Origin of the sequence: Macrococcoides goetzii, from assembly GCF_002742385.2 — a bacterium.
Taxonomy (GTDB): domain Bacteria; phylum Bacillota; class Bacilli; order Staphylococcales; family Staphylococcaceae; genus Macrococcoides; species Macrococcoides goetzii.
This window is the reverse complement of sequence record NZ_MJBI02000004.1, coordinates 117,749-134,392: the sequence shown is the minus strand read 5'-3', so window position 1 is coordinate 134,392 and position 16,644 is coordinate 117,749. Positions and strand designations below refer to the sequence as shown.

General features: G+C 33.6%; 18 protein-coding genes and 1 pseudogene. 13 read left to right on the top strand and 6 right to left on the bottom strand.

The window, feature by feature from the left end:
• Nucleotides 1-261: 261 nt before the first annotated feature.
• The 6 genes from BFS35_RS10210 to BFS35_RS10185 all read left to right on the top strand — a co-directional run bounded on the left by BFS35_RS10210 (nt 262) and on the right by BFS35_RS10185 (nt 6,434).
• Entirely contained in the window at nt 262-1,389 is a 1,128-nt protein-coding gene (locus BFS35_RS10210; protein WP_099580870.1) for a DUF5780 domain-containing protein, read from the top strand.
• 249 nt (nt 1,390-1,638) lie between these two features.
• On the top strand, nt 1,639-2,853 hold the full coding sequence (locus BFS35_RS10205) for an ATP-binding protein (RefSeq protein WP_099580872.1): 1,215 nt from the start codon (nt 1,639-1,641) through the stop codon (nt 2,851-2,853).
• Between the two features lie 830 nt (nt 2,854-3,683).
• Nucleotides 3,684-4,220, top strand: a complete 537-nt coding sequence (locus tag BFS35_RS10200; protein WP_099580874.1) for a hypothetical protein — start codon at nt 3,684-3,686, stop codon at nt 4,218-4,220.
• A gap of 77 nt (nt 4,221-4,297) precedes the next feature.
• Nucleotides 4,298-4,717 (top strand): hypothetical protein, encoded by a 420-nt coding sequence (locus BFS35_RS10195; protein ID WP_099580876.1) that lies wholly within the window; start codon nt 4,298-4,300, stop codon nt 4,715-4,717.
• 249 nt (nt 4,718-4,966) lie between these two features.
• Nucleotides 4,967-5,929 (top strand): hypothetical protein, encoded by a 963-nt coding sequence (locus BFS35_RS10190; protein ID WP_099580878.1) that lies wholly within the window; start codon nt 4,967-4,969, stop codon nt 5,927-5,929.
• Nucleotides 5,919-6,434: a DUF805 domain-containing protein gene (locus BFS35_RS10185; RefSeq protein WP_099580880.1), complete on the top strand. Its 516-nt coding sequence runs from the start codon at nt 5,919-5,921 to the stop codon at nt 6,432-6,434. Before BFS35_RS10190 ends, BFS35_RS10185 begins: the two co-directional genes overlap by 11 nt.
• 38 nt (nt 6,435-6,472) lie before the next feature.
• Here BFS35_RS10185 and BFS35_RS10180 read toward each other — a convergent pair whose 3' ends face one another.
• The 3 genes from BFS35_RS10180 to BFS35_RS10170 all read right to left on the bottom strand — a co-directional run bounded on the left by BFS35_RS10180 (nt 6,473) and on the right by BFS35_RS10170 (nt 10,114).
• Entirely contained in the window at nt 6,473-7,801 is a 1,329-nt protein-coding gene (locus BFS35_RS10180; RefSeq protein WP_099580881.1) for a TrkH family potassium uptake protein, read from the bottom strand.
• 160 nt (nt 7,802-7,961) lie between these two features.
• Nucleotides 7,962-9,515 (bottom strand): SLC13 family permease, encoded by a 1,554-nt coding sequence (locus tag BFS35_RS10175; RefSeq protein WP_099580883.1) that lies wholly within the window; start codon nt 9,513-9,515, stop codon nt 7,962-7,964.
• 152 nt (nt 9,516-9,667) lie between these two features.
• Complete coding sequence (locus tag BFS35_RS10170; RefSeq protein ID WP_099580885.1) at nt 9,668-10,114, bottom strand: amidohydrolase family protein; 447 nt, start codon at nt 10,112-10,114, stop codon at nt 9,668-9,670.
• A gap of 26 nt (nt 10,115-10,140) precedes the next feature.
• On the opposite strand from BFS35_RS10170, the pseudogene BFS35_RS14020 reads away from it, so the two are divergent.
• Together BFS35_RS14020 and BFS35_RS10160 are read left to right on the top strand one after the other, a co-directional pair.
• Nucleotides 10,141-10,224, top strand: a pseudogene (locus BFS35_RS14020) (helix-turn-helix domain-containing protein); the annotation flags it as partial.
• Between the two features lie 102 nt (nt 10,225-10,326).
• Nucleotides 10,327-11,505, top strand: coding sequence for a M20 family metallopeptidase (locus BFS35_RS10160; RefSeq protein WP_099580889.1), 1,179 nt, complete (start codon nt 10,327-10,329; stop codon nt 11,503-11,505).
• 311 nt (nt 11,506-11,816) lie between these two features.
• Here BFS35_RS10160 and BFS35_RS10155 read toward each other — a convergent pair whose 3' ends face one another.
• Entirely contained in the window at nt 11,817-12,005 is a 189-nt protein-coding gene (locus BFS35_RS10155; RefSeq protein WP_099580891.1) for a hypothetical protein, read from the bottom strand.
• A gap of 72 nt (nt 12,006-12,077) precedes the next feature.
• Between BFS35_RS10155 and BFS35_RS10150 the strand changes: the two genes are divergently transcribed.
• Complete coding sequence (locus tag BFS35_RS10150; protein WP_099580893.1) at nt 12,078-12,257, top strand: hypothetical protein; 180 nt, start codon at nt 12,078-12,080, stop codon at nt 12,255-12,257.
• 37 nt (nt 12,258-12,294) lie between these two features.
• Here BFS35_RS10150 and BFS35_RS13770 read toward each other — a convergent pair whose 3' ends face one another.
• Both BFS35_RS13770 and BFS35_RS10145 read right to left on the bottom strand, forming a co-directional pair.
• Entirely contained in the window at nt 12,295-12,546 is a 252-nt protein-coding gene (locus BFS35_RS13770) for a hypothetical protein (RefSeq protein ID WP_146608863.1), read from the bottom strand.
• Between the two features lie 85 nt (nt 12,547-12,631).
• On the bottom strand, nt 12,632-13,966 hold the full coding sequence (locus BFS35_RS10145) for a TrkH family potassium uptake protein (protein WP_099580895.1): 1,335 nt from the start codon (nt 13,964-13,966) through the stop codon (nt 12,632-12,634).
• 272 nt (nt 13,967-14,238) lie between these two features.
• On the opposite strand from BFS35_RS10145, the gene BFS35_RS10140 reads away from it, so the two are divergent.
• From BFS35_RS10140 to BFS35_RS10125, 4 genes are all read left to right on the top strand, one after another.
• Complete coding sequence (locus BFS35_RS10140; RefSeq protein WP_099580897.1) at nt 14,239-14,565, top strand: PadR family transcriptional regulator; 327 nt, start codon at nt 14,239-14,241, stop codon at nt 14,563-14,565.
• Nucleotides 14,558-15,118: an HAAS signaling domain-containing protein gene (locus BFS35_RS10135; protein ID WP_158554300.1), complete on the top strand. Its 561-nt coding sequence runs from the start codon at nt 14,558-14,560 to the stop codon at nt 15,116-15,118. Before BFS35_RS10140 ends, BFS35_RS10135 begins: the two co-directional genes overlap by 8 nt.
• Nucleotides 15,115-15,867: a DUF4097 family beta strand repeat-containing protein gene (locus tag BFS35_RS10130; protein WP_099580901.1), complete on the top strand. Its 753-nt coding sequence runs from the start codon at nt 15,115-15,117 to the stop codon at nt 15,865-15,867. Before BFS35_RS10135 ends, BFS35_RS10130 begins: the two co-directional genes overlap by 4 nt.
• 101 nt (nt 15,868-15,968) lie before the next feature.
• Entirely contained in the window at nt 15,969-16,613 is a 645-nt protein-coding gene (locus tag BFS35_RS10125; protein WP_158554299.1) for a metallophosphoesterase, read from the top strand.
• Nucleotides 16,614-16,644: the final 31 nt, after the last annotated feature.

Sequence of the window (16,644 nt, the reverse complement as noted above, 5' to 3'; positions counted from 1 at the left end):
GATAGGTGGCAACATTTCGGGATACTGGGACTATCCGGAAAAGATGGGGATAAAACTGGTGTGATAGGTGGCAACATTCCGGATACTTGGACTATCCGGAAAAGATGGGGATAAAACTAGTGAAATAGGTGGCAACATTTCCGGATACTCGAACTATCCGGAAAAGATTTTTATAAATTAATATTTTAATTTAATAAAAACGATTATATAATATGTGATAGACATGTATTTAAATTAAAAACATCTAAGAGGAGGCATCTCATGAAAGTTAAGGGGTTATTTGCAACATTTATCACTGCTATTTTACTAGGAATATTCTTTTTACTCTCATTACCTTATGTAAAAGGAGAGAAAGATTTACTTAGCAGTGAAAAAGCATCAGTAGCGGAAAAATCAGATGATGAACAAGTACAAAAAAAAGAAAAATATACTGTAGCGCGTCTTGAACGGGCTATTAAGAAACAAGACCTATATGCTGTCGATGCAAAGTATGTTGTCCTGCACGATGAATTTAAATCGTTATATCCTGATAATTTACAGACGACGATTAAAAATAATACAGATAAAGATATAAAAGACGTGCAATACGGTTTTGTAGCGTGGGATAAAAATGGATTACCGATAAAAATTAAAGGTGATATCGATTTTGGAAAGAGTTATTTCAGAGGCGTAACAGCAGATGCAGCAAACATTAAAGGGTATGGCACTTTCGGTGAAGATAAAGGCTACCGTATTGATAGTACAATTGGAGTGCATAGCTTTAAACCATTTGTTGTGAGTTATGTTGACTTTGAAGGAAAGAAATGGACAAATCCTTTGTATAAAGAATTCTTGAAAATGTATGAAGGCAAACGTTTGAAAGATATAGAAGGTGCAGAAAAGTATATCTTCTTTAAAGATAAATCCCCTCAAACAGAAAATAATAAAGCAGAAAATATAGATCCTGAGAAATACAATGAAATTAGTCAAAAGATAAAAGAGAAAAGTGAAATATCAAGTGAAGCACTTGAAGAATATATCGCGTATCTTCAGTTGATGGGACTACTTTCATATCTGGAATATTATGAATCGCAAAATAATATTGATATCAATCAGTATTATGATTTGTCAGAAGAAAATATTAATCATTACACAGAAAATGACTTCACTGATTATGAGGATTCATATGACTATTATGACGATTCGTATGTAGAGGATGAATCGTTAGAAGAAGAGCCAGAAGAATATTATGAAGAAGACATTGATGATAGTTACGAAGATAGTTACTATGAAGAGGAAACAGAAGAAACTTATGATGAATCAGATGTTTCTGAAGAAGATTATTATTATGAAGAATATGATTATTCAGAAGATGCAATCGATGAAGAGTATGTAGAGGAAGAATATTAAACCTATAAGCCATTTCGAAAATTATTCGGAATGGCTTTTACTTTTTTATTTTGTGTATATTAAGGATTCAACAATTCCGGATACTTGGACTATCCGGAAAAGATGGAGAAAATATAAATTTATCTGTAATTAAAATATATTAAAAAGTTTTAATTCCAAGTTAAATTCTATCAAAAATAACCAAAAGTTTAAAGTTGAAGTGAAACTTTGGTATAATTTATATAAAAGTTTAAAGTTGAGGTGAAACTTATGAGTGAATTAGTAATGAGAGCAGAATATATCAATTTCCTAAGACGACATCGTGATAAGCAAGTTATTAAAGTTGTTTCTGGTGTTAGAAGATCTGGCAAATCAACTTTATTTAAGTTATTTCAGGATGAGTTATTGTCTGAAGGAGTGAACCAATCACAGATTATTGCGGTCAATTTTGAAGATATATCCTATCATCATCTATTGAATTATATGGATCTATACCAGTATTTAATTGATAAAATTCACCCAATTGAAAAGACTTACATTTTCCTGGATGAGATTCAGATGATTGATCAGTTTGAAAAAGTAGTCGATTCTTTATTGTTAAAAGACAATGTCGATTTGTATATCACCGGTTCAAATGCATACTTTTTAAGCAGTGAATTAGCAACGTTACTTTCGGGGCGATATGTTCAACTTAATATGTTACCTCTGTCTTTCAAGGAATTTGTGACCTGGCATGAGCAGAAAGGTAGCAATCATTCGTTGCCGGATTTGTACGAAGCATATATACAAACAAGTTTTCCTTATGCAATTAGAATTGATAACCCATTAGAACGCTTTGAATATTTACAAGGATTGTATTCAACAGTCGTTTTAAACGATATTGTAAAGCGAATGAATATTCAGGATGTTGGTGTACTAGAACGTATTATTGCAGCATTATTCTCTTCAATAGGCAGTTTAGTTACAGTAAATAAAATTAAGAATACGTTAGTTTCAAAAGGATATAAAATAGCGCATCAAACGATTGATCGTTATGTAAAAGGCATTCTTGATAGTTTAATCATGTATGAAGTAAAGCGATATAACATTAAAGGAAAAGCTTTACTGGAAAGCCAGTCAAAATATTATACCGTTGATACTGGGTTAAGACAGTTAGTATTGAGAGATCATCTACAGGATTATGGACATATACTAGAAAATATAATTTATCTAGAACTTAAGCGTAGAGGTTTTGAAGTGTATGTTGGTGAAAATAATCAATATGAAGTCGACTTTGTAGCAATTGCACCGGATAATAGTATTGAATATTATCAAGTTGCATTATCAACTTTAGACGAAAGCACTTTGAAAAGAGAATTAAGATCATTAGAATCCATTGATGACCAGTATCCGAAGTATTTATTAACGCTAGATCAATTTAATCAAACAGCAAACTATAATGGGATACAAAAATTGAATGCATTACAATGGTTGATGGGAGAATAATGACGAGGTGATACGATGGACTGAATAAGGTGATGGGGTAGATTACTATTGAAAGTAAAAGTTTAATTTAATAATTAATGAATTGTCTACTTTCTTAAATTAATATAACATCATCTCTGGAGACAAAGCCTACAGTCTACCGTTATACGTTGCATATCTAATTTTATATAAACCATGTGAATAATATATTTGCACAGTCGTTTACTTTACTTATTGGCTAAATAGTAAAGGTAAGCAAAAAAAGTAGATGACTAAGCCCACCACTAAACCCCTTTTCTGTCCGACCAGAAAAGGGGTTTGGTGTATCTATGTGAGGAATCCTCGTTAAAAAAATAATAACATCTTATTTGTAGAGTTGTAAATGAATTGTTCTTTGACCTATTTGTTTTTGAGATTACTCATGTGGATAATAAAATTTTCATAGAGATTTGTTTTAAGATACATATTTTAGAATTTCAAAGTAGTGAAAAATATGTACTTTACTCTGTAATTAATTTAGAATTTTATAAAAAATAAAAACCTCACTGACACAGTGAGGTGTTGGTATAACTACCACTTTTACGCTTTAAGCTTATTTTAACTTAAATATAATCTTATAGAATGAAGTGAAACTAATTCTATTCAAAGGCGTGAATTATCTTACTTTTAGAGTTAGAAACTTTTAGAAATAAGAGACAATGTATAAAAATAAAACTTATAATAATATTCATTCATAAAGCTAATCTATTCATTGATTGGCTTTTTATATTATCTTTGCCAAATCTAAGTATAACTTTCCATCTTACAGTAATTGTAATACAATAGTATTAATATGGTATTTGAGGTGCATTATGGACAATAAAGATTTCAAGAAAACATTTCGGTATTATGTGAAGAACATATTTAATTTTATAGGTGAATTACCATTTCATTTATATAAGAGACTAATGCTTATACCATCGATATGTGCTTTTATGCTTTTTCTGTTATTTCTTATTTATATCTTAAAGGATTTATTTATAGGTTATCCTTATTACGATTTACCTCAGAAAGAAGCAGAACGCCTGGAAGCGATTGATCAGTTTAAAAGATTTAGCTTCATGATTTTTATATTCTTATTTATTTACTTAACAACTTTATCAACAGAAATTAAGCGATTCAGATTTTTAAGAAAGTCTCCTAATGTATATTTAGCGATAGGTTTTATAGGAATCCCGCTAGTTTATGCTTATAGTTACTATTCAAATGTGATTATGCATAGTACGAGTACTATAGGTATCTTATTCATTATCATCATCCCATGGTTTGCAAATTCTAAGAACAAGGTGACCGATCGCGATCAACTTTATAAAGATTATGATTTTGAAGATATTGATCAACTTAATTAATGGATGAAATTACTCTATTTCTTTATATACAGTAATAAATTCACTGAATAAAATATTAAAAACAAAGGAGGGATCATATGTCGAGTAAACTATGGGTGAATTATCTGTTTTATGTTATTTTAATCGGAATATTAATTTGGGGCTTTTCCAATTCTGACCTGTATAAAGAGCCGTTTTTAGCAGCTTTTATTTGTTTAATAATGGTTGGGACACTATTAGCTATTCCAAGAGAAACAAGATTGAGACAGCTATTAAATACGAACCGACTAGCTGGTCTGGAAAAAAGAGTGGCTCAAAGAAAATATGAATATATGATGATTGCTGTTATCACGTTGTGTTGCGGATTGCTACATCTATATTATAATGCGAACGATATTCATTCTCCCGGATTATATGCAATGTCATTTACTATTTTAGGAACAATTATTGGTTCATTTATTAAAGCGTCAGCTGATAAACAGGAAATTAAGGAGATTAAACAAAAGCAATCAAAATAGGATAGTCTTTGGAAGCACAAAACAGAATTTGTCGGGGATAATAGCAAGGTGATTAACATATTAAGTGAAGCTGGTAAATCGATGAGTGCATTTTGCGCTCATCTTTTTTGATTTATAATGTTAGTTTTTGAAGCAGTTTTTCAAATAGAATAATATAAAAATGATTACTAACATTTATTGACTTTTTATGACATTTAGTACTAATATGAATTAATGGTAAAAATAACAAATATCTATAGGAGATGGATGATGAAAAAGATATTGTTGGGTATATTAATCGCGATACTAGCCTTAGGTGCTGTACTGGATACGAAAGATTATGTGTTAGGAAATAAGTTTGATGAGACTAAACTGTATGGTGATGAGGGTGTTTTAGGAAGTTATGGTGATACTATTAGTGATATGGAAAACAATTTAACGGAAGCAGGTATGGATATCGCATCCAGATCTTCTCGCATTTATAAATTGCCGAATAATCATTATTATATTCTGCAGATGTTTGAAAGTTTCTATAGAAAGTCTGACTATCTATATACAGGATTGATTGAAATTAAAAATGCTAATGAAACAGAATTAACATATCCTGATAACAAACTAGAATTAATAGAGGTCAATAAAAAATTCGAACAGAAGTCCTGGAAAGTAAATAGTAAGGCAGGGACATTTGATTTTAAAGTTGGGAAGTTTGGCGACGTTTCTGATGATGATAAACAGATGATGGATGACGATGGGAAACACGGTCTAAGCATATCTTTAACACCGAAAGAAGGTGTCATCACAGTTGGTAGAAATGGTATTTGGTTTGATAATGATAAGCGTAAAATAGGTATGCAAAACGCGATGAAATCATATGCAACTGAAAAAGAAGCGGTGAATGCCGTGAAAAAAGATGATTTCGGAAAACTGATCGGTGTGATTAAATCTAAACAAATGAACTTCTATGTTTATAGAAATCAGATTGATATCTTTAAAGAATATACAATTATCCCTGTAAGTTTGAAAGACAACAAATATACTGCTGGTAAGTATGAACGTTTTACTTATGAAACGGATAGTATTACGGATATTAAAGCAGAAGAGCAAGTGGATAATGTAAATTATACGTTGAGATTCCAGCAATCGAGTGATAAGTTTGAGAAAATAGCGAACCAGTTAAAAGATGGAGATATGCATATCGCTGTAAAGGTAAGAGGTGAAGGTCATGCAAAATAATATGTCGATGAAAGATGCGGTCATTGCATATTGGACGAAAGGCTTTCAATTTTCTGGACGTGCACGACGTAGAGAATACTGGTTAAATTTATTAGCGACAATCATCATTGAATTGGTAATTGGATTGTTAATTATGATTATCGATGTAATTTCAAGCAATAAAGCACATTTGAGTGAACATTACCGATTTTTCGTAATGACATTATTCCCATATATTAATACGATTCCTGCAATGGCTCAGGCGAGTCGTCGCTTACAGGATATTAATATTAACGGTAAAATCGCGATTGTGATTATGACGGTTGATGTAGTTCTTAGCTTCATTTTCACACACGTTTATCCTATTTTACCGATTGATTTCACCGATAAGGGTGGATTGGCACCGATGCTGATGTTGACACTGCTTTTATCACTGCCGTGGTTATTCTTATTTATCTGCAACTTCATCCGTGGTAATTATGGTCCAAATAAATACGGAGAAGATCCGAAACAAACTGTATATTAAAGAAAAAATTCGTAGCCTTTTGATGGCTACGAATTTTTTTATCCTGTTAAGATGTCTTCTTTTGGATAGCTATAAAGTTGTTTGTTTGGTCTAGAGAATGTAAGGACGATTGTCAGTACACCGACTTTACCGATCATCATCATCAGGATGATAAGGAGTTTACCGATGACCGAGAGTTTACCTGTAATCCCCATCGTCAGACCAACTGTACCGAATGCTGATATGACTTCAAACATAAGTGGTAAGAATGGTAGATTCGGTTCTGCCAGCACGAGACAGAAGACAATGGTAAAACAGAATCCTGAGCTCAGTACTGCAATCGCTAAACTTTTAAATAAAAATCTTGGGTCAATCGTACGTTTAAATAAACTTAAATGTTCTCTTTGTTTAATGAAGCTTAATGTACCAAATATGATAACGACGGTTGTTGTCAATTTAATACCACCGGCAGTCGATGTTGGTCCACCACCGATAAACATGAGCAGCATCATAATAAGGATGGTTGGTGTCGTAAGCGCACCGATATCAATCGTATTAAATCCTGCTGTTCTCGTCGTAATCGCCTGGAAATAAGCCATTTGGAACTGATCAAAGGTTGAATGCCCACCAAGTGTTGCTTTATTGCCATATTCGAGTATAAAGATGATGAGTGTTGCACAAAAGTTAATAATTAATGTACTGAATAACATCACTTTCGTATGCACTCTTAGTTTTTTAAAGTGGTTTGTTTTGTATAGATCAAGAATAACTGTAAATCCGATTCCACCGATGATGATTAAACTTGTGATGATAAAGTTGATGACTGGATTCGTTCTGAATTGCACTAAATTATCGCTATGCAAAGCAAACCCTGCATTGTTAAACGCACTAACTGCAGTGAAGACACTATGGAATAATCCTCTTTTAAATCCTAATAGAGGAATCCATTCCAGACAGAGTAACAAAGAACCAATACTTTCAAAGATTAAACTGACTGAGAAAAGTATCAGTACAAGACGTATGATGCCGCCTGTATTCTGTTGGTTTAAAGCTTCAGTAGCGAGTGATCTTCCTTTGAATCCTACTTTCTTACCGAGCATGATAAACACGATCATGGCTAAAGTAATAATTCCGAGACCACCGGCCTGAACGAGTATCATAATGATAATGTAGCCGATATAATTGAAATTGGCTGTTATATCAATTGTTGCCAGTCCTGTTACGGTAAAAGCACTCGTTGCAATAAACAAGCAATCTACAAATGATGTAGGTTGTTTCTGAGAGAATGGCATATAAAGTAATAAAGTACCGATCGTAAGGAAGACTAAGAATGCACTGATAATAACTAAATATGGATTTCTTGTACTTAATTTATTTTTTTTCTCCATGTGACATCCTTTTTTTTTAGAATGGTTAAGTAAGAATAGAGTACATGATAGTCACAGAAAATACAATTGAAATTTGAATGATAACTATTAATATTTGAAATATGCTTTGTATTAATTTTATAAATAAAACATCCAGCTGCTAAGCAACTGGATAGTAGTATTATTTCAATGCTGCTGGGAAAGGTGATATATCTATACCAAATACATAAGGTACAATCAGATATACAGCGATTACGATAATCACACATGCGATTATGTTGAGCCAGAATCCTGTTGTGGCCATTTCTCTAATACTAATTTTGCCAGTACCAAAGACAATTGCATTTGGTGGCGTACCTACTGGTAACATGAATGCACAGTTCGCACCCATTGCTGCTGGTATCATCAGTGCTAATGGATGAACATTAATTGCTAATGCAAGTGCAGCTAGAATAGGTAGAATCATCGTTGCAGTGGCAGTATTTGATGTAATTTCTGTTAAGAATAATACGAATAATGCAGTTACTGCAATAATCAATATCACTGGCATGCCTTTTAATAATATTAGCTGATCACTTAACCATGCATCTAGTTTACTTGTCGTAATGGCATTTGCTAATGCTAAGCCACCACCGAATAGTAAGAGTACACCCCAAGGGATTTCTTTTGCGACGGACCAATCAAGTAAACGACCAGATTTACGTTTCGTCGGTATCATAAACAGTAGAATTGAAATGAACATGGCGATTGTGCCATCCTGAATCAGTTTAAGTGCAGGAATATTTGCAAAGAAGAATCCACGAACAATCCAAAGTGTTGCAGCTAGTATAAATATAACAAGTATTATCTTTTCTTCTCTTGTCGTCTTACCTAATTTATTTAATTCACGTTCTATTACTTCTTTACCTCCAGGTAACTCTGTCATATCTGATTTAAAGGCAAAATTATGTAAGTACAACCATGTAATTAAGAGTAAAATAATTACACTCGGTACACCAACAAGCATCCATTGGCCAAATCCAACTTCAAATCCAAATAATTCTTTCATCTGACCCGCTAATAGAATGAGGGGTGGTGTTCCAATCAATGTCCCCATACCACCAATTGTTCCGGCGTAACCTATAGCCAGGACTAATGTTTTTTCAAATTTTCTCAAATTTTCATTAACCTGATTCGTACTTAACACTTCCGCTTCGGCAATTAGTGCAAGTCCAATTGGTATCATAATCATAACGGCAGCGGTGTTTGACACAAACATACTCATTACACCTGTAGCCATCATAAATCCTAGTATAATTTTAGATGTTGTTGTACCGACTTTATTGATGATATTGAGTGCAATACGTGTATGTAAATTCCATTGCTCCATAGCTATCGCTAAAATAAATCCACCCATAAATAGGAAGATAATATCATTGCCGTAATTGGCTGCTACTTTTCCTGCATCCATTATTTGACCTATAGGAAATAACACGAGTGGTAATAATGAAGTTGCTGCTATCGGTATTGGTTCTGTAATCCACCATGTAGCAATCCATAGCGTTGCAGCTAATACAAATCGTGCCGGTCCTTCAATGCCAGCTGGCTGAATGAAAAACTGGAATAATATAAAGAGTAATGGTCCAAGAAAAAGCCCGGTAAGCTGAACTTTATTGTATGACACTACTTCTTTAGATGGTTGTATAGAATCGGAGAAATGTGTTAAATAGCCTTTTTTGTTAATAAAATTTTTCATAAAAAACCCCCCTTTAAATTTTTGAATTTTGTATACAATTATATTGTATCAAAATACTGAATGTTTATGTAAGGGGTTTCAAAAAATGTATATTGTTAATCTATTTATATTTTAATAATTTATCATAAGTATTTTTTATTATGCGTCTTATTTTAAATTGATTTTACTATATCACCATCCTTGATAACAATTTTAATATTATCTGTATCTTTAAGAACACTAATATCTTTAAGCGGATCTTCCTTAACGAGTATAACATCTGCCAAATAGCCTGATTTAATTTGTCCGACATTATCTAGACAAAGACATTCTGTTGCTGTAATTGTCGATGCTCGAATTGCATCAATTTCTGACATGCCATATTTAACCATAAGTTCTAATTCACGCAAGTTAGTACCGTGCTTAAAAACCCCTGCATCTGTGCCCATTGCTATTTTCACACCTTTTTCATGAGCTAGTTTAAAGCTGTTAATATGATCTTGTAATACTTCCTTAGATTTATCGATCGCAACCTGGCTCATTCCTAATTCTTCAGCGAACTCTAACACTGAAATGGGTGCTAATAGTGTTGGAACTAAATAAGTGCCTTGTTCAATCATTTGCAGAACGACAGCTTCATCTAAATATATGGTTTTCAACACTTGAAGCTATTTGTAAGGCGCTGGACTGTCAACCTGAAGATTTGTTTGAATATGTGAAAGATGAATAATTGTATGCGTGAAGAAGAGCAAACTATGGTTTCATAATTTGTTCTTTTTTGTTTTATATATAATAAAAGAGAATAAATAATATACATAAGGAGATGAAGAACATGAATAAACAATTAATTGAAACTTTAAAAGCAAAAGAAGACAAAATGATTGAGATTAGACGTTACTTACATCAACATCCAGAACTTTCTTTCCAGGAAGAGAAAACAGCACAATATATTGCGGATTTCTATAAAGGGAAAGACGTAAAAGTAGAAACGAATATCGGTGAACGCGGCATTAAAGTGACGATTGATTCTGGTAAACCGGGAAAGACATTAGCAATTCGTGCAGATTTTGATGCATTACCGATTACAGAAGATACAGGCTTACCATTTGCATCGGTGAATAAAGGTGTGATGCATGCATGTGGTCACGACGCACATACAGCATATATGCTTGTGTTAGCTGAAACATTAGCAGAGATGAAAGAGGTATTTACAGGTAAAGTTGTTGTTATTCATCAGCCAGCAGAGGAAGTACCACCAGGTGGTGCGAAAGGTATGATTGAAGCGGGCGTATTAGACGGGGTTGATAACGTACTTGGTGTACACGTTATGAGTACGATGCCGGTAGGTAAAGTGTTCTATAAATCAGGTTATGTTCAGACAGGACGTGCATTTTTTAAACTGAAAGTTATCGGTAAAGGTGGTCACGGTTCATCACCACATATGGCAAATGATGCAATCGTAGCAGGAAGTTACTTTGTAACAGCATTACAGACAGTCATATCAAGACGATTAAACCCATTTGAAACTGGCGTTGTAACAATCGGTTCATTTGATGGTAAAGGTCAGTTCAATGTCATTAAAGATTCAATTGAAATCGAAGGTGACGTACGTGGTTTAACAGATGATACGAAAGCAACAATTGAACGTGAGATTAAACGATTAAGTAAAGGATTAGAAGAAATGTACGGTGTTACTTGTGAACTGGAATACAACGACGATTATCCGGCATTATACAATGATCCTGAATTTACAAACTATGTTGCACAAACTTTAAAGGATGCATCACTCGATTTCGAAGTGAAAATGTGCGAACCTCAGCCACCATCTGAAGACTTCGCATATTATGCTAAAGAACGACCAAGTGCATTTATATATACAGGTGCAGCACCTGAAGACGGAGAAATATATCCACATCATCATCCGAAATTCAACATCTCAGAAAAATCATTACTCATTTCAGCACAAGCAGTTGGTACAGTCGTACTTGATTATTTAAAAGGAGTGAAATAACTTTGAAATTATGCCTATATGAGCATTGGTAATTACAGAGGATTGTCTAATGTTAATGTTTAGTATGTGGCTTTTCTTTTCTGGAAGAAGAGCCTTACGATGAAGATTATACTGGAAGTTTCGAAATTTGTGGTTGTTGTGGTTTTCAGTATTTGATCCTTCGTTATTTAATAAACAAGATTTACTGAATGGTTGTTTACCGGAGTTACACATGAATGAACATTTTAAGAATCGAGGCTTATTATGAAGATATTAATGAAAGAATGCTTGTTTAATGAAGGGATTGGTTCATCTTGGCTCATGTTTAATATTTATGAGCCAAGATGATCTTCATTTTTCATAAACTTTCTTACCATTAGTATGAATGCACACAATATTATTAAACTGAAGGATGCCCAGCTAAAGACTCCACGCCATTCGTAATCAATTAAGATAAATATAATATTTAATATAGCGAGTATGATTGCTAATGTTAAAAAATATTTATATCCTTTGCTCATATAATCACTCCTTTAAATTAATATTACCATAATCAAAAATTTGGTAATATATATTCAAAGGGGGAGTTTAAAATGAAAAAAGTATTTAAGACGATGACCAATAATGCCTCGATTCCACTAAAGTTAAAGCTGACGAGAGGGTTGTTTCCTCGGACGGCTGAAGTATTGGCAGAGGTTGATCTTGAAACTGGGGAGGTAGCTTTTAAAGTTTCAGAAGAAGATTTAAAGAAAATTAAACAAAATATTGAATAATAAAATGATTCGCACGCATATTCAGCGTGCGGGTTTCCTATATTGCGTATTTTTTCTTAGTTAAGAGTAATATTAACAGGATGAGTGGTATGCTTAATACAGTAACGAGAACGGCATGCACTCTTGCAGATTGTTTACGTGTGATTGTTGATGCGCCAGACTTTAAATATTTTCGGTAAATCGTCATGAACAATCCTGTAATTACGATGAATATCGCCCAGCAACTTGCGAGTTCAACGAGATAATTAATAAATGTGTTTTTGTTAACAGACTCGAATGAGTACTTCATTTTTGTCACACTCACGTTCCCGGTCGTGACAAAACGAGTAAAAGTGTCACACTCAGACTCACGAGTGTGACACTTTCTAATTTGATTAACCTGTTAACACGTCTTCTTTCGGGTAAGCGTACAGTGCTTTCTGTGGTTTTGAGAACGTAAGCACAATCGTTAATACCCCAATCTTACCGATCATCATCATCAAAATGATTAATAGTTTTCCGACGACAGATAGCTTTGCTGTAATACCCATCGTCAGTCCTACCGTACCGAATGCTGAAATGACTTCAAACATCACAGTAAGAAATGGTAAGTCCGGCTCTGCGATTACAAGCGCTAATGTGATTAAGAAGATAAACGTTGAACTTAACACAACGATTGCAAAGCTCTTAAATAAATATTTCGTATCTATTGCCTTCTTAAATAAACTAATTTGTTCGCGTTGCTTTATAAAGCTTATCGTACCGAAGAATATTACAACAGCGGTCGTTAGCTTTATCCCACCTGCTGTAGAAGTCGATCCACCACCGATAAACATGAATAGCATCATAAGTAGAATCGTCGATGTATTCATCGCTCCGATATCAACCGTATTAAAGCCGGCTGTTCGTGTAGTAATTGCCTGGAAGTAAGATATTTGAAACTGATCAAATGTACTGTGCCCACCAATTGTTTTCATATTGTTCATCTCAAGTAAGTAAATTGTCAGTGTCGCAATTGTATTCACGATCACCGTCCCGAAAATCATAATTTTTGTATGAAGTCTTAAATGCGTAAATTTCTTTTTCTGATATATATCAAGAATGACTGTAAATCCTAATCCACCAATGATGATTAATGTTGTAATAATAAAGTTGATGACCGGATTCGTTTTAAATTGTACAAGATTGTCACTATGAAGTGCGAATCCTGCGTTATTAAATGCACTGACTGCGGTGAAGAAACTGTTAAATAGTCCGCGTTTCCACCCAAGTAAAGGCACCCATTCAAGGGCAAGCAGTATTGCTCCGATACTTTCAAAAATTAAACTGATCATTAATAGCTTCAATACGAGTCTGAGTATACCGCCTAAGTTCTGCTGATTCAATGCCTCTGTTGTGAGTGAGCGACTTTTAAGTCCCACTTTACGTCCAAGCATGATAAACACGATCATGGCTAACGTAATAATCCCGAGACCACCTGCTTGAACGAGTATCATAATGATAATGTAGCCGATATAATTGAAGTTGGCTGTTATATCAATTGTTGCCAGTCCTGTTACGGTAAAAGCACTCGTAGCAATAAACAGACAATCTACAAATGATGTAGGTTGTTTCTGTGAGAATGGAATGTATAGTAGTATTGTTCCAACAGTTAGAAATGCTAAAAAAGAACTAATGATAACGAGATAAGGATTTCGCCCACTTTTTTTATTTTTTTCTCCATTTGACATCCTTTTTTTTAGAATGGTTAAGTAAGAATAGAGTACATGATAGTTACAGAAAATACAATTCAAATTTTAGTATTTTGAAAAGACAGTTATCTTTTAATTTTGAGTGATATAAATAAATATATTAATTCAATCCAACTATATTGAATTATTCACTAGTGGATGTTACGATATAGTTGTAAAAGAGATAGTTAATATTATCTGATCAGGTAAACAACACGACTTATTTTTTATATCACTATATCGTATTATCTAGTAGTGAGAGGAGGCGGACTATGAATGTTCAGTTAAAGAAAGGCGTACTTGAGCTCGTCGTTTTACAGGAGATATTGGTAAAGGATCAATATGGTTATGACTTATCACAAAGTATTTCACAACATCTTTCCATCGCTGATGGCACGCTATATCCGATGTTGCGTCGTTTAGTATCAGAAGGTTATCTGGATACTTATATGGGTAAGACGTCAGGTGGTCCGGCAAGAAAATATTACACGATTACTGATGAAGGAAAGGTTCATTTACAGCATTTAAAAACAGAATGGTACGGTATGGTTGAAGCGGTAGATGCACTCATTAAGAGAGGGAGAGAATCATATGAATAGACAACAATATTTAAATACGTTAAGTAAAGAATTGAATGGTTTACCACAAGGTGAATTTGAATCTTTGATGTTTGAATATGAATCACATTTTGAAGATGGTGCGATGGATGGTAAAAGTGATGCAGAAATCATTAATGAACTAGGCGATCCGGTTCAGGTTGGAAAAGAACTGCGAGCGATGTATCATGTAACGAAAGCAAAGACAGATCCGAGCACGTCAAATGTAGCACAGATGATCTTTTCGATTGTAGGTTTAAGCTTTTTAAATTTATTTATATTGCTCATTCCGTTCGTTATTTACGTTAGTATTATGGTGTCGTTTGCATTTGGAGCACTGATGCTAATCATATCACCATTCTTTTTAATACTAGACATTATCTTTAATGGTGCGAGCGCAGTGAATGGCTTTGAAATATTTATGACGGTATTCTGTGTAGGATTAGGTTTATTATTTGGCATAATTTTATTTAAAGTGATGCAGTTTGTGAACCGTTTCATCGTTCAATATATTCAATTTAATAAAAATATCATTCAGGGAGGTAAATCGTCATGAAGAAACTTTTAATTGTCGCAATAAGTTTGATGGTTATCGGAATGATAGGAATGGCAGTGTGTAGTATGATGTTTGGCTTTGGTAGTAGTTACGGACAGTATAATCATAATGAAGTACTTACTGATGAATATCAGAAGGTTAATATAGATGTTAATACATTGATGTTAGATGTGAAACAGTCTGATGATAATAAAACGCATATCGATATCAAGCATGCTAAAAATGAAAATCAAATAAAGTATACAGTAAAAGATGACACGCTTTCTATTTCTGGTGGCGAATCAAGTGGTATCGATATTGACTTTAACTTCGGATTCAATCAGGAACAGAACAATATGAAAGTAATACTTCAGTTACCTCAAAAACAATACAATGAATTTATAATCGATTCAAATGTTGGGGAAATTAATATTGATAAATTAGATGCAAAAATTGCTAAAATTGATATGAATGTCGGAGAAGTAAACATTGAAGAGATGAATGCTGATGATATTCAGTTTAGTGTCGATGTTGGTGAACTAACGTTAAGAAATGTTGATAAAGATGCCAATATAAAAGGTGACGTCAATGTTGGAGATGCTTCAATCTATTATAAAGGAAAACCGGACAATGTGAATGTCACTACTGACAGTAATATGGGTGACGTTGAACTAAATGATGTTATTCCTAAAGGCGGTATAGTCGGTAAAGGAGAACACACCATTGACCTTGAAACAGATATGGGTGATGTAACGGTTGATGTTGAATAATTAGTTTATATTGATATTTTTTAACACAATCTTAACTTTAGTATTCTTTGAAACTCTTATATAATCAACTAAGATAAATTCAAACGTTAAGGATGTTAATAATGAACTATTTTTTAGTTGGCGATATACATGGTTGTTATAATACATTGAAGAAGATACTAAAGCACTGGAATCCAAAAGAAGAGCAGCTGATCTTCGTTGGAGATTATATCAATAAAGGTAAACATTCGAAAGAGGTTGTACGTTGTGTACGCAAGCTTCAGCAGGATTATCCGAATACGGTTTGTATTCAGGGCAACCATGAGTATCAAATGGCGCAGTATATTTTTAAAGGTACTTCAAAGTCAGACATGAAAGAGAACTATAGGAATACGATAGAAGATTATGATTTACGTGATAAATATATAGGTGATGCACGTTGGATGCGTGATCTACCGTTGTTTTACGAGAATGGTGTGCTATACGTGTCTCATGCAGGCGTTAACTTTTTAGGGTTTAGAAAGTTTCATACAGAGAGTATGTGGAGTGTGTTACGTTTTCGCGGTAAGATAAAAAAGATGAAGAAGCTTCAGGTTATTGGACATACACCAACTGAAATTGGGAAACCGATATATTTAAAACAATACAATACGTTAAATATTGATGCAGGGGCGGGGAATCATGACGCGCTTGCTGCAGTCGTCATCAATAAGAATGGTAAATTGGTTAGAACGTATATTGAAAAAATATTAAAAAGTGATTATTAAACGGAAAGAGAGCGGATATTTTATCCGCTCT